Origin of the sequence: Moritella sp., from assembly GCF_013215705.1 — a bacterium.
GTDB lineage: Bacteria > Pseudomonadota > Gammaproteobacteria > Enterobacterales > Moritellaceae > Moritella.
Map to the genome: position 1 here is coordinate 52,682 of NZ_JABSQR010000025.1, position 15,062 is coordinate 67,743.

Consider the following 15,062-nt stretch of genomic DNA (forward strand, 5'->3'; position numbering starts at 1 on the left):
TTAAAATTAGGCATAAGCGAATATGTTGGGATAGGAAATGTATATAATTTTCAGGAAAGCATGATCCCGGCCACAAATTTTCGTAATAAAACAACATTATGATACTTTAAACCGGAATGTTGTCCTATTACGTTATTAAGTACGTAATTAAGCGATCTCTCGATTACGAATTAATCCTTCTTGCATTGTGGTTGCGACCATTTTGCCATCTCGGGTAAAGAAACGACCACGCACCAGACCACGAGAACCCGAGGCACTCGAGCTATCAACCGCATACAATAACCAGTCATCCATGCGGAAGTCACGGTGGAACCACATTGAATGATCGATGGTGACCACTTGCATATTCGGACTCATAAAGCCTTTACCATGTGGTTGTAACGCAGTTGGTAAGAAACAGAAGTCGGATGCATAAGCAAGTAAGTATTTATGAATACGGGCATCGTCTGGCATTTTCCCATTGGCTTTAAACCAAATATAACGCTCTGGCGCAGACTTCTCTTCATTAAGTGGATCAAGATAATGCACAGGACGCATTTCAATCGGTTTTTCACAAACAAACTTGGCACAAATATCATCGGGTAATTCATCACGCAGTGATAATACATGGTCTTGCTCTGACAGTAGCTCCTCCGGTGGCGGCACATCCGGCATTTGATCTTGATGATCGTAACCTTCTCGTTCAATTTGAAAAGAGGCCGTCATGTAGAAAATAGCGTTGCCATTTTGGATTGCGCGAATACGACGGGTGGTAATTGAACCGCCATCGCGAATTTTTTCGACTTCATAAACAATCGGCTTTTTAACATCTCCAGCACGCAGAAAGTAAGAATGGAAAGAATGTACCTTACGATCGGCTGAAACGGTTTCTTTCGCTGCCGATAATGCTTGTGCCATTACTTGGCCGCCAAATACCGCGCCAAAACCTAAATCTTGGCTTTGACCACGATAAATGCCTTCTTCAATGGTTTCTAATGTTAACTGTCCAAGCAGATCTTTTAATACCTTACCCATAAATGCCTTTTTTGAATTCCGGTTGTTATTTTAGTACAAAGGAGCAACGCTACCCCTGTTATGAGAGATATTCAAGCGCTAATTACTGATATTGCAGTGCTGAAATAACATTGCGTTAACTAAATTTAGCGTTTAAGCCCTAACATTAAGCTTAATAACTTAGCCTCATCGCTAACTCATCCCTAAAATAAGGACAAAAAAATACCTTGTTCTCATGCCACCAATGAGGACATAAAAACAAGGCATATTCACAAATGTGAGAACGCGTAATTAAAGTTAGACTACGCCATCAATAATGCACGTAATACAGTAAAATTATTTACGTTATCTCTATACAAGATAGTTAGATATTAATCGGAAAGATTAATATTTAACTTGGTAATTAAGCGTATAAGTACGGCCTCGACCTTTATAATCAAAAGCTTCCTCATTAGAATATAAGATCTGAGCTCGTTGCCCCCACGCCGTGGTATAGTCTTTATCAAATAAATTCTGAATACCAAAACCAAGGCTACCGACTGGCAATTGATAACTGCCCAGTAAATCAAATACGGTATAACCGTCTAACTCATTTTCATCCGCATCTTCATAATCAAACATAGTTTGACTTTGGACTTTCAAACTTAAATCTGAACCATACCAACCAACCCATGAACTGGCTTTTGAACTGCTTGCCTCTCCAGCGCTTAAATCATCCCATTTACCATCAGTTTCAAGCTCTGAGACAACATAATGGCCAGAAGCACCGACTTGTAGGTTATCCATAACCCAATAAGAAACGAGTGCCTCGGCACCATAGACACGCTTTTTATTATCAACATCTTCGATTAATAATGTCGTTTTATTGTATTTAACCGACTTGTCCGATTCTGAGAAATACGCTGCAGTTTGGAAACTTAATGCGTCTTGCTCTGTTCTAAAGCCGATCTCATAACTATTGGTTTTAATGCCTGACATTTTAGAATCTGCAACATTAATACTGTTATTAAGTTTATAATGATCTCCAACCAAGCTATAACTGCCTTGACCATAATATTTTGCCGGATCAGGCAGATCAAAACCTTGCGAGAAGTTAGCCCATACCTGTGACTCAGCAGTGAGTCTGTAGACAGTACCTAAGTTGAATAATCCCACAGAGTAGTTCGTTTCGCCACCAGGAACGGCATCTGCCGATGTACCAGTGCCTTGCGCAATTTTCTTTTGGATCTTGTAATCAACAAAGTCATCGATTTTATTGTTCATGTATTGATAACGATAACCACCATCGACTGACCAATTATCGGTAATATTGACACTAGCCTGAATGAAAGCGGCAACTGAGCCAACAGTAACCCCAGGGTATCGGCCGATTTCGGCATACGTCTCATTGATTAAATTACCGGAGCCATTTGCAATAGTGGGATCAAATAACGCTTGATTACTATCGAATTTATCTAAATATGCATCTGCACCGTATACTAAGTCCACCTTACCAAAAGACTTGGCCAACGCGGTTTTTAGCGAGAACACATCTGTCATTTGCTGTGATGCACCTTGGAAGTACGGCGTATAAGTTTGATCTTCTTTACGGTAAGAGGCCTCAACCACTAACTGATGACCAATAAAGTCAGAATCACTGTATGCCGAACTTAACATGATACGCTCTGTACCATGTTCACGGTCAGATTCGAAGCCTTCTCTGACATCAACAAATGTGTAACCATTAAAATACAAACCGTATGGAGAATCTTGCTGGCTATCATAATATTGAGCCAAGAAGTTTATGCTTTTGGTATCAGACAAGGTTACATCAACGGTTGTTTGTAAATCGATTGTTTGGTTATATTGTAACGAGCCCTGTGTAATATCTGGGATAATTATCTCGCCTTCGCTGTCATAGAATCCTTGAGTTTCGGTATAAACAGCCGAAACACGTGCAGATACCGTGTCATTACCACCAGAAATAGATTGAGCCACTTTATAATCAAGATCATCACCACTATTAAACCCTGAGGTTCCACTCACGTAGCTTTCAAATTGCAGCTCTCCACCTGACGATTTCTTGGTAATAATATTAATCACACCACCGGTTGCGCCAGCACCATAAACCGAAGTAGAACCTGAAAGTACCTCAATTCGATCAATATTAAACGGGTCAATCGAGTCCAATTGACGACTGATAGAACGTGAAGACTGTAATGACACACCATCAATCATCACTAACATGGCACGACCACGTAAGTTTTGCCCATAATTGGTTCTGGCACCACTGCTCACATCCAAAGATGGAATTGTTGCCGCTAAGATCTCACCGAGAGTTTTACCACCACGATATTCCTGTTCAATTTGTTCTGAATCAACAAACCAAACCGTCCCTGGAATGTCACTGATCGCTCTTGCTGTTCGACTCGCCACCACCACTGTGGTTTCTTCTTCTGACGTATACCCTTCTGCTTGAGCAGCTAGCGATACAAACGACACTGCGGATGCAACGGCGGCAGCAACGAGTGTGAGTGAATAATTCCCTTTTTTAACTTTCATTTTTGTTCTCTTGTTTATGTTTACATCAAACCGAATTACGAACTCAAAGATGAATAATTCGTATTCAGCGTTAAAAATATTCAATAACGATTTGTTAGTTAATATTTACTACTTAAAACGCATTACGCTTCAACCAATTCGCATACTGCAGGTTATGAAAACTAATCTAAATTCATCATTATTTTTGATAACATTTGTATTATTCCCCATTAACAATGGCGAATGCTAATGATTATCATTTGGGAGGTCAACTGTTTTTTTTATAAAAACAGTAAAATAAACTATAATTTCATACAGGTAGAGAGATAAACAACTAGGATATTGAACGTTTTAATAAGTAATATTAAAGTAACTTATTACCATAACGCCTACTTCCTCATTAAATATAGAAAGTACGCGCCACCAAGCAACGAAGCCAATAACCCTGCAGGAAATTGCCACGGGAACCAGAATGTTCGTCCGACCCAATCAGCAAGGATCATCAAGCAGCCACCTAATAAACTGGCCGTTAACAATTGATGAGATGCCCGATACTGATGCAGCGATCGCGCCATATGCGGGGCTAACAAGCCAATAAAACTCAGCGGGCCAATAATAATGGTGCATAAGGTTGTCAACGCAGCTACCAGGAGTAATAACAGCAATCGTACTTTGCGACAATCCAAGCCAATACTGGTGGCGGTGATTTCCCCAAGGCCAACCAGATCTAAGCGTCGATGATTTAACAACGCAATACCGGCGAATAAGGCCACTCCCGCACCTAATAGATACACATCACTCATACTGACCAAATACGTCGAACCTGACAGCCAAGTTAGCAATGCGGTCACGTTATCTTGCCCTGATGACATTGCAATGCGTAAAAAAGCATCGAGTCCTGCGCTAAGCGCAATACCGGTTAATAACATTTGCGCCGGTGCAAAATTATGTTTTCGCCCCATCAACCAAATAACCGCAGTGACCGTAAACGCCCCGAAGGTGCCAAGTAACATTTGCTCATAGCGTTCAACCGTCAAGCCAAACAGTGCGCCAAGCACTAACGCTAACGCCGCGCCAGAGCTAATGCCTAATATTTCCGGACTTGCCATTGGATTAGTCGAGACCCGTTGAATGACCGTCCCCGCAATAGCCAATCCGATGCCAGCTAAAAGAGAAACCAGTACTCTTGGCAATCGCAGCTCCATCACTGAAGTATTAAATGACAACACCCAACCGGTTTGGTTTTTGCCGACAACTAAAGCCACCACAAAGAAAACAATCACGAGAATAACCAGCGGAAACAACACCTTTTGGATGTTTCTGTGCTGATATGCTACTTGACTGGTTTCCCTCGATTTAAGCTCAGATTGCAGTAACTTTCGATTTAATAACCAAAGTAAAAAGGGTGCACCCAATAATGCCGTCATTGCACCGGTCGGCAGTAACGCTCCGCCAACGCCCGAGAATGGTTGCACCAGCAGATCTGCCAATAACAACATCAAACTGCCGAACATCCCACTAACAAGGATCTGAGCGATGAGTTTTCTCGCCCCACACAGTCGCGCAATGGCCGGAGCGACAATGCCAATAAAGCCAATTAAGCCAACTTCACTGACCACTGCGGCAGTAATAAATATCGCTAACGTCAATGAAATCACTTTCATTTGCTTAATGTTAATACCAATAGAGGTGGCAACCGTGTCTCCCAATTGCAATACAGACAAGGGCCTAGCAAGTAATAACACGGCAATAATGGGTAGCGTAATAAGCTGTAATACCGTGATGACACTCGACCAATCATTTTGGTTTAATGCCCCCGCCCCCCACACAAATACACTGGCCAACTTTTGCTCATTCAATAGCAATAACATGGTATTGAGTGAGCCAAAAAATAAACTGATCACCATACCTGCCAACACCATATGCACAGGAGAAAACCCACGCTTGGCCGATAATATAAATACCAATAACGTGGCTAGTCCCCCGCCTAAGAAAGCGGGAATAAAACCATTAATGCTACTGTTAACAGGCAAAAACAAGATGCCTAACACTAACCCGAGTTCGGCTCCGGCAGCAACGCCAAGCGTCGTTGGAGAGGCGATTGGATTGCGTAATACAAACTGCATTACACAGCCTGCAACCGCTAATGCAAAACCGCATAATAGCGCTATCGCTAAGCGGGGTAGATACGTAAGGTGAGTAATAAGATGCTGATAATTACTCGCATCATAGTGAAATACCGTTTGCCACAATAAACTCAACCCTTGCGAGTAAGGCGCTGTCCACTGCAGTAAACTCAGCAATACAACAGCAATAAGTGTGCACAGCAAAAAACGCCACCACATGCCTTGTTTTTGTAAAATATTGAGTTTTGCGGCATTCAATTTTGAGGTTCTAAATAGAGTAAATGTATTCATTGCTCGATTACTTAATTAATTGCTGAGTAATATGATCGCTAAATCGTTGCGCAGAAACAAGTCCACCAAACGTCCAAATAGCAGGCAGCTCAAACACTGAATCAGTACGGGTAAATGCCATCGCTTGCCACAATGCCGATTGGGTTAACAGCTTTCTTTCTGCCGCTTTTAATGGACCAAAAATCAATACATTTGCTTGCTGGTGCTCTGCTAATTTTTCGATTCCAGCGGTCGTAAATCCCCACAAATTGCTTTGTTCATGCCAATCGTTAACGAGCCCCATGTTTTCAATAGTTGCCTGCGCTAATGAGCCAGCACCGTGGATCCGAACCGTTTTGTCATTAATAAACCGGATAAATATCAACGGATTATTATTAGCTTGCAGACGTCGAATGTTATCGCCATTCGCCTGTAATCGTTGCTGTGTTTGGGTAATTACTTGTTTAGCTTGTTGTTCTTTATCCAATAATAGGCCGAGTTGTGTCGTGATCTGCATTGCTGAAATAAGCGGTGTTTTGTCATTGTTGTAGACGCTATATACTAAGGTTGGGGCTATCTCACTGAGTTGTTTATAGGCAGCAACCATGTGCTGACTAATCAATATCACATCCGGTTGTAATTCTGTCAGTAACTCTAAATTAGGCTCTCTGCGTGAGCCCACATCGACCACTGAGTTATTGATTTCAGGCTCCGTCACCCAAGTTTGGTAGCCTTTAACATCCGCGATTCCCTGCGGCATAATACCGAGACTTAATACCGTTTCGGCTAACGCCCAATCTAATGCAACCACGGTCTGTGGCGTTTTTTCAAAGTGAGTAATGCCAAGTTCGTGCTTAATTTCTACAGCCTGAACCGAAAAAATACATAATGTAATAATGAAACCAATAATTTTATTCAAGGGCGTTTTCCTAGCTGTTCGTCCATGTTTATTTTCTATAAAGCAGGTGGGTTAAAGACGTGAAGTTAAGGGATATAACTTATCTGCTGACCCGTTTTGGGATGCGCAAACAAAGCCAACTCCATCCCGTATATTTTGTGTAATACCGCTGGAGTCATTAATTCATCAGGCGTACCTTGAGCAATCACTTTCCCTGAATGTAAAGCAATAAGGTGGTCGCTAAATTTTGCCGCCATATTAATGTCATGAAGCACCATAATGACGGTTAATCCTAAGGTTTCATTCAACTCCCGGATCAAGGTTAATAATTCATATTGGTGTGCAACATCTAAGGCTGACGTAGGCTCATCAAGCAAAATACACTGACTTTGTTGAGCCAATAACATCGCTACCCATGCTCTTTGACGTTCGCCACCAGATAAGGTAGCAACAAAGCGCTCGCTAAACGCAGTTAGTCCCACTTTCTCTATTGCATCATCCACCAGCTGGTGATCTTTTTTGCTATATCGGCCAAATGCCCCTTTCCACGGATATCGACCAAAGCACACTAATTCTCGAACCGTAACGCCATCTGTGATTGGTGGGTGTTGCGGCAAATAAGCCACATTAAGTGCAAAATCTTGATGAGATAAATGATCAACGGCTTGATCATCAAATAGTACATGGCCGTGAGTCGGGGAATTTTGACGACTGAGTAATTTAATCAGCGTCGATTTACCACAGCCATTATGACCCAGTAAGGTCGTGACTTTACCTTTAGTAAAGACCAAATTCGTTGAGTGCAGGATCGGTTTTCCGTCAATTTCAAACGACGCATCGACAAGTTGGTACATAAAATGATGTGAGCTATTTATTAATGAATAATTAATCGAACTCTAACACAAACACCTAGTAATGATAATTGTTTTCATTACTATTGTTGTTTATCGTTTGTTACGGGTAGGATATGCTGGCTCACACAATTCAGACTGGAAGTACACATGAAGCACCACCATAAAATAGAGAGTAAAAAGGTCCAACTGTCTATTATTGGACTCATCGCAGCATTAATGGGAATAGGACAAAATGGACTGCTCGTGTCTTTACCCTTTCTGGTGACACATTCTGCGTTTTCTCTCCCTACGTGGTCAATCATCATCGCAATTGGTAGTTTTTTATTCTTACCGGCGGCACCATTCTGGGGTCTATACAGCGATAAAAATGGCCCTAAAGGTGTCGTATATCAGGCGTTAAGTGGGATGAGTTTAAGTTTTTCACTGTTACTATTCTGCGTATTTATGAGCAACAGCTACCCTGGATCAGCTAATTACTGGTTAATCGGCTTAGTCATAGCCCGGATCATTTATGGCTGTACCGTGGCAGGAATGGTACCAGCAAGCCAGCACTGGGCAATCTTATTATGCGGTGAACAAAATAGATTAAAAGCCATTACCTCCGTCAGTATCGGATTGAGTTTAGGTCGCCTTATCGGGCCTATTTTATCCATTGCATTACTCAAGAGTCATGCCTTTGCACCATTAGCTATGATGATTCTGTTCCCCTGTCTTGCGCTATTAGGCGCGCTTTGTCTGCCAACCCCGCAAACAACACCACAGCAAAAACGCAAAACAACAGCTTCATCCTCTGTTGTTCTTAAGCGTGCATTAACCCCCTATTTACTTACCGGACTGTTACTTTGTTTAACCATAGCGTTGCTGCAATATAGCTTTTCCCCACTGATTGAGAATATGACCCAGTGGCCGACCAATAAAATCAGTGACGCGATTGGGGTATTACTCACCATTAGCGCAGCGATCACCTTGTTCACTCAGATAATAGTGATTAAAAAGAAAAAGCTGCAGCTCACCACCATGTATCGTTTAGGCGCGCTATTGCTGTTTGTCGGTTTCTTATTATTCTTGCTGTCGAATATATGGGGGGTCGTTATTGCGATGTCGATAACGACTTGTGGGGCGGCGCTATTAGTGCCTGCTTATACTGCTAAAGCCACAGCAATTGATCCAAACAACCCCGGCGCGATAGCAGGCTACATCTCTATGTCACATACGTTAGGATATGGGCTTGCCTCATTACTGGCTTATACCTCGACCCTTTCACCTGTCTATCCTATTTATATCTGTATTGTATTATCCAGTGGCATTATGGCGATTGCATTTATACCGACTCACATAGCAAACATTGAAAAATACGTTAATTAACGCTTATTGTCAGGGAGACGCGGGCAATCGCTACATAGATTGCGACTTTCACATTTATAAACCAAGCAGCAGCTGGTACGGATCAATTTTAGTGCGTTAGTGCTTGGGTCAACTTGTAAACCGGACAAATGTTTATCTGGCAATTGAAAAGCATCCAGCCACAATTTAGCTTGCCCCAATAAATACGTATTAGATAACGCGGGCGCATATGCTTGCATTTTTATAATGCAATTAAGTAAACCATCGGCAATTAAGTGCTTGGTAAACCCAGGTCGAATCCGTGTCCATTGCGATATCGCTTGTCGATATGACTCAAACAGCGCTGTTAATTGCAATCCGACCACCGCGATCAGTTCGTCGTTCGAGCCAAAGATAAGTTCCGAGGTATGAAACCTATACCCAGAAATAAACCCTGGATGCATAGATTGATTGATGTTTTTAATATCAGGAATTGCGTTGAGCTTATACACCGAGATAAAAGCGATATAGATAGGTTGCCAGCAGAGCAGATCCCAGGTTCGCGTTAACCAATACGCGCGACCGGCTTCTGCTGATGACAGGGACAATTGCTGGTAAAGCTGCTGGATAGTCTCACTGTGGTGCCGAGATATGTGGATCCCTTCTCCGTTATCTGCAGCTAACTGCCCAGATAAATAAGGCGTCACTTGCTTAGATGACTCAAAGAGTACTTCAAAATATTCGTTATTTTGCATAAGGATGAATAAACAATATCAGCTAACAATAAATGATAAACTAGAATAACCACTTGCATATAGTAATGCAAATCATTATCAATTACTTATTGTTACTTGGGCATACCTACTACGTCTTATTGCCTATATTCAACGATTCAACATAAAAAAGGCCTCAACCAGTGTTCCTGATTAAAGCCTTAATTATAAAGTAATAATTTAGCGCTAAACTACGCCATTAAAAATACACGTAATGCCGCAAAGTCATTGGCCATATCAATCGATAAATTTGGCTTGTCGGCACAATCAGCCAATTCTTGTGGCAAACCAATATCGCGACCGAGGATCTCTTCAACTGATTCTTTGAACTTCGCTGGATGCGCAGTACAAAGGAATAAACCGAATTCATCTTCGCTCAGGTGTGCCGTTAAACGGTCATAGGCGATCGCACCATGGGGTTCACATAAATAACCTTGTTCATCTAACGCGGCAACGGCTTGCTTGGTATCTTCATCCGATAAGAAATCAGACGCTAACTCAGATAAGTCCCAACCTTTAACACGCGCCAGTTCTTCGATACGTGGCCAGTTGCTTGGTACACTGACATCCATCGCATTAGATAGCGTTGCTTGGGTTGCTTTTGGATCCCACTCACCGCTTTTTAAATAACGCGGCACCGTATCATTGATATTCGTCGCAGCAATAAAGCGCTTAACTGGTAGGCCTAATGTTTTTGCTAATAGACCTGCAGTTAGGTTACCAAAGTTACCACTTGGCACTGACACTACTGTTTGTGCGCGCTGCGCTTTTGGCAGTTGTGCGAATGCTTCGAAGTAATAACAGATCTGCGCCATTAGACGGCTGATATTAATGGAATTCGCTGAGTTAAGGCCAATTGCCTTACGCAGTTCTTCATCATCAAAAGAGCGCTTCATTAATGCCTGGCAGGCATCAAAATCACCGTCAATTGCGATGGTGCGGATATTACCACCGAGCGTACAGAACATCTGTTCTTGCAAGAAGCTGATCTTACCTTTTGGATACATCACCACAACGTCGATATTGTCCATACCATAAAAGGCATGTGCCACCGCAGCACCGGTATCACCCGATGTCGCCGTTAAAATAGTGATTTTGTCGCCATTACCTTTTTTATCAAAGCTTAGACGTGATAGACATTGCGCCATGAAACGGCCGCCAAAGTCTTTAAATGCCAGTGTTGGACCGTGGAATAATTCTAACGCGCTGATCTTGTCATTTATTTTTGTCACTGGCGCAGGGAAGTTAAACGCAGTCGCAACAATGTCATGTAATTCTTGTTCGCTAAATTCATCACCAATCAGTGATTGTAAAATAACACGGCTACGATCCACTAGGTTCATCTCTAGTAAGGCATCGATATCGTCAATCGGATTAATTTCGCTCGGAAAGAACAGGCCTTGATTTTTACCCAACCCTTGCTTTACTGCTTGTGCAAAGCTAACCGTCTCTGCGTGATCTTTAATGCTATATAATTTCATTGTTGTTCATTCCCTAAAACATTATTTGTGCAACCTGCGTGATAACGATGACCTTATCATAATAAGAGCATATAACCCCTGTTATCGTAAACACGCAGTATTTTTTTGTTATTTCTTACAAAGCGGTACCGACGATACGTGCGCCCTGTTTATCCAGCTTGCAGATATGGCTGAAGCCATCACCGTTTTGGATAAAGTTAGCGTCTAACCAAGCTTTTAGCTTTTCAGCTTGGGCTAAGTCAGTCATCACGTTAAATACCGTCGGACCAGAGCCTGAAATACCGGTTGCCAATGCACCTAACTCTTTTGCATAGTCACGCACTTCATCAAACTTTGGAATAAGCTGCGCACGGTACGGTTCTGCTATCACGTCTTTTAGCATGGCTGCCGCTAGATCTTGTTGTTTACTATAACAAGCGTGAATGAACCCTGCGAGGTTGCGACCATACGTTAAACAATCGGCACGGCTGTATTCTGTTGGCAGAATTTCACGCGCTGCAGCCGTCGAGATACTAATACCTGGATAAGCTACAACCCAATACCATTCATCAAAACAAGGCACTGACTGACTAACAACACCATTTGCTTCGAGCATTAATTGCAAACCGCCTAACGCACACGGAGCCACATTATCATAATGCACACTGCCACTGATCTGGCCTTCTAATTCACCCATTAACAACACCATTTCGTTGTCATCAAGTTCATTATCATGAAATGCATTTAACGCTTCTAAGCCCGCCACAATCGATGCAGCACTCGAGCCCAGACCACTACCAATCGGCAGGTTCTTTTCTAATTCCATGACCAGAGATTTGATTTTTAAACCACGTTTCTCTAACGCTTTTCCGTAACTTAAATAGCAGTCATAAACTATATTTTCACGAAAATAATCTGGCAGTTTATGAGCGAAACGACCACTAGACGCTAATGCAAATTCACCATCTGTTCCGGCGATATAAACACGATCGCCAATCAAGGTGCCATCAATCGGTGCTAACGCAGCACCTAATACATCAAAACCAACACTCACGTTACCAATAGATGCCGGGGCATATGCAACAAGACTCATCATTAAACTTCCTGCTTCCAGTTAAGGGTACGTAATACATCCGCAAATACGCCCGCTGCGGTCACTTCTGAACCAGCACCATAACCACGTAATACCATCGGGATTGGCTGATAATAACGGCTATAAAATGCCAATGCATTCTCGCCATCTTTTACTTTATTCAACGGATCAGATTCAGGTACTGCCGCAATCGATACTTTACATTTACCGTCTTCAATCTGACCGATATAACGTAAAACTTTACCCTCTTCAGCAGCCGTCGCTTGCAAATCAGCAAAGTACGCATCTGCTTTTGGTAGGTTCGCCATAAATTCTTCATTAGTGCCCGTTGCATCAAAGCCAGCTGGAATTGCTTCTTCAACTTCAACTTGGTCTAAGGTTAAATCCATGCCTGCTTCACGTGCAATAATCAATAATTTACGCGCGATATCCATACCGCTTAAATCTTCACGAGGATCCGGTTCTGTAAAGCCATTGTCACGCGCTTGTGCCGTTGCTTGCGAGAAGCTCATGCCTTCATCTAATTTACCAAAGATGTATGACATAGAACCCGACAAAATACCGTTAAAACGAACCAGTTCATCACCGGCGCTTAATAAGTTTTGTAAGTTTTCAATCACAGGTAGACCTGCACCTACGTTAGTATCATATAAGAAACGACGACGGGTTTTTAATGCCGTTGAACGCAGCTCGTGGTAATAATCCATGCTCATGGTATTAGCTTTTTTGTTCGCCGCAACCACGTGGAAACCACGCGCAAGAAAATCAACATACTGACTGGCAAGATTATCATTACTGGTACAGTCAACGATCACCGGGTTAATGATGTGGCTGTGTTTAACTAAGTCTTCCAATGTTGCTAATGAAAATTCAATACCACTGGCAGCAAGATCATCTTCCCAATGCGTTAACGATAGACCTTCTGAGTCGAGTAACATTTGGCGACTGTTGGCGATACCGCAGACACGGATCTCAATATGACGTTCTGCTAAAAATTCTTTTTGACGTTTGATTTGTTCGACTAATGCTGCGCCTACGCCACCGCAGCCTAATAAGAACAGGTCGATGTATTGTTGTTTACCAAAGAAAATATTGTGTGATGCTTTAATCGCGTCATTAGCTTTGCTTTCATCAATAACCGCAGAAATAGAGCGCTCTGATGAACCTTGGGCAATGGCAACAAGATTCACCGATGCTTGTGCTAATGCCGTAAAGAAACGCGCAGCAATACCGTTGGCTTTACGCATGCCATCACCAACCAGCGATACAATGGCTAAGCCATCACGCATTTCGATAGGCTCGAGTAACTGATTACTGATCTCTAAAGTAAATTCGCTATTCAGTGCCCGTTTAGCTTTAGCTGCATCATAACTGTGGATACAGAAGCTAACGCTGTACTCTGATGATGACTGGGTGATAAGGACAATTGATATACCGGCGCGTGATACGGTTTCGAAAATACGACCCGCCATGCCAACCATACCTTTCATACCCGTACCGGATACGTTAATCATGGTCATGCCACTTAGCTCTGATAATGATTTAACCTCGGCTTGGGTTTTCGATACTAAGCCACCGATCAAGGTGCCTTCGCCTTCTGGATTCCTGGTATTTTTAATCAAACAAGGAATCTGGTGCAGCGCAATCGGGGCAATGGTTTTTGGATGCAATACTTTGGCACCAAAATACGACAGTTCCATCGCTTCTGGATAGCTTAATGTTTTAAGTAATTTGGCATCTTTGACTAAACGTGGATCACAGGCGTAAACCCCATCTACGTCGGTCCAGATCTCACAGCATTCAGCATACAGACACGCCGCTAATACCGCTGCAGAATAATCCGAACCATTACGACCGAGCACCACTGTGTTGCCTTGTTCGTCACCCGCAGTAAAGCCCGGCATTAAATAGATATGATCAGCTTTAATTGGATCTTGTTCGAAACGAGCACGAGAAGCGTCAATATCCACAGTGGCTTCTAACACACTGCCCTTTCCGACTAGCTTGTCTTGCGGAACAATCACTTCAACTTTAAAGCCACGCGCTAATAACAGTTGCTCCATGCAAACAATACTCAGTTTTTCACCGATACATAAAATCTTTGCTTCAATGTTTTCAGGGCATTGCGATAATAATTTAACGCCATATAAGTATTCTCTTAATGTCGCTAACGATTTTTCCAGCTGTGTTAAGGCTAACTCCGCATTAAAATTAACGTATTGTGCTTTTAAGCCGGCAACAAGTGCTTTAAAAATACCGTCGATTTCTTCCAGTGAAGACTCGGCGTCAAGGCCACGAACCGTTTGTTGCACCGCGGCAACCAAATTGTTGGTCACTTTTGCTGGCGCAGATAACACCAATGCTACCTGTGACTGTTCAATGTTACTCACAGAGATATCTGCCGCACAGGCAAATCGTTCAGCATTCGCTAACGATGTACCACCAAATTTTAAAACTCGCATCCTTTGCTCCTTGTTGATACAAAAAAGCCCGTTCCTAAATCGGTAACGGGCTCTTTTATTATGTCTGTCTTAGCCCTGCGTATCATCCCACCGTTGTAATAACAGTGTTAATAATGGTGGTGGTAATGAACGCTAAGCAATAAGTCATCATAATATTTAATATATCTATAATAATTTCAATACCTATAGCAATATCAAAAAATGCGACGTTAATCAAGTTTAAAATATATTTAGTTGTTTCACTCTACATCGCTAAATAGAGGTAAAAATGTTGAAATAATGTAAAAACA

10 protein-coding genes are annotated in these 15,062 nt (G+C 42.3%); 1 reads left to right on the forward strand and 9 read right to left on the reverse strand.

The genetic code is table 11. From position 1 onward, the window contains the following. Positions 1-147: 147 nt before the first annotated feature. From tesB to HRT96_RS16080, 5 genes are all read right to left on the reverse strand, one after another. Positions 148-1,014, reverse strand: coding sequence for an acyl-CoA thioesterase II (gene tesB, locus HRT96_RS16060; protein WP_293158771.1), 867 nt, complete (start codon positions 1,012-1,014; stop codon positions 148-150). Between the two features lie 363 nt (positions 1,015-1,377). Continuing rightward, entirely contained in the window at positions 1,378-3,534 is a 2,157-nt protein-coding gene (locus HRT96_RS16065; protein WP_293158773.1) for a TonB-dependent receptor, read from the reverse strand. Between the two features lie 368 nt (positions 3,535-3,902). Then, positions 3,903-5,930 carry a Fe(3+)-hydroxamate ABC transporter permease FhuB gene (gene fhuB, locus HRT96_RS16070; protein WP_293158775.1) on the reverse strand — a complete coding sequence of 676 codons (2,028 nt, stop codon included), beginning with the start codon at positions 5,928-5,930 and terminating at the stop codon, positions 3,903-3,905. A gap of 7 nt (positions 5,931-5,937) precedes the next feature. Further along, positions 5,938-6,828: an iron-siderophore ABC transporter substrate-binding protein gene (locus HRT96_RS16075; protein ID WP_293158777.1), complete on the reverse strand. Its 891-nt coding sequence runs from the start codon at positions 6,826-6,828 to the stop codon at positions 5,938-5,940. Between the two features lie 65 nt (positions 6,829-6,893). After that, the gene (locus tag HRT96_RS16080) at positions 6,894-7,661 is read right to left on the reverse strand and encodes an ATP-binding cassette domain-containing protein (RefSeq protein ID WP_293144946.1); all 768 of its coding nucleotides are present in this window, start codon (positions 7,659-7,661) and stop codon (positions 6,894-6,896) included. Between the two features lie 147 nt (positions 7,662-7,808). Here HRT96_RS16080 and HRT96_RS16085 point away from each other — a divergent pair, with 147 nt between their 5' ends. After that, positions 7,809-9,026, forward strand: a complete 1,218-nt coding sequence (locus tag HRT96_RS16085; protein WP_293158779.1) for an MFS transporter — start codon at positions 7,809-7,811, stop codon at positions 9,024-9,026. Here HRT96_RS16085 and HRT96_RS16090 read toward each other — a convergent pair. The 4 genes from HRT96_RS16090 to thrA all read right to left on the reverse strand — a co-directional run bounded on the left by HRT96_RS16090 (position 9,023) and on the right by thrA (position 14,772). Next, complete coding sequence (locus HRT96_RS16090) at positions 9,023-9,739, reverse strand: siderophore ferric iron reductase (protein ID WP_293137414.1); 717 nt, start codon at positions 9,737-9,739, stop codon at positions 9,023-9,025. The genes HRT96_RS16085 and HRT96_RS16090 overlap by 4 nt on opposite strands. Before the next feature lie 209 nt (positions 9,740-9,948). Then, positions 9,949-11,238, reverse strand: a complete 1,290-nt coding sequence (gene thrC, locus HRT96_RS16095) for a threonine synthase (RefSeq protein WP_293158781.1) — start codon at positions 11,236-11,238, stop codon at positions 9,949-9,951. A 115-nt stretch (positions 11,239-11,353) separates the two neighbouring features. Beyond that, positions 11,354-12,310, reverse strand: a complete 957-nt coding sequence (gene thrB / locus HRT96_RS16100) for a homoserine kinase (RefSeq protein WP_293158803.1) — start codon at positions 12,308-12,310, stop codon at positions 11,354-11,356. 2 nt (positions 12,311-12,312) lie between these two features. Continuing rightward, positions 12,313-14,772, reverse strand: coding sequence for a bifunctional aspartate kinase/homoserine dehydrogenase I (thrA, locus tag HRT96_RS16105; RefSeq protein ID WP_293158783.1), 2,460 nt, complete (start codon positions 14,770-14,772; stop codon positions 12,313-12,315). Positions 14,773-15,062 lie beyond the last annotated feature (290 nt).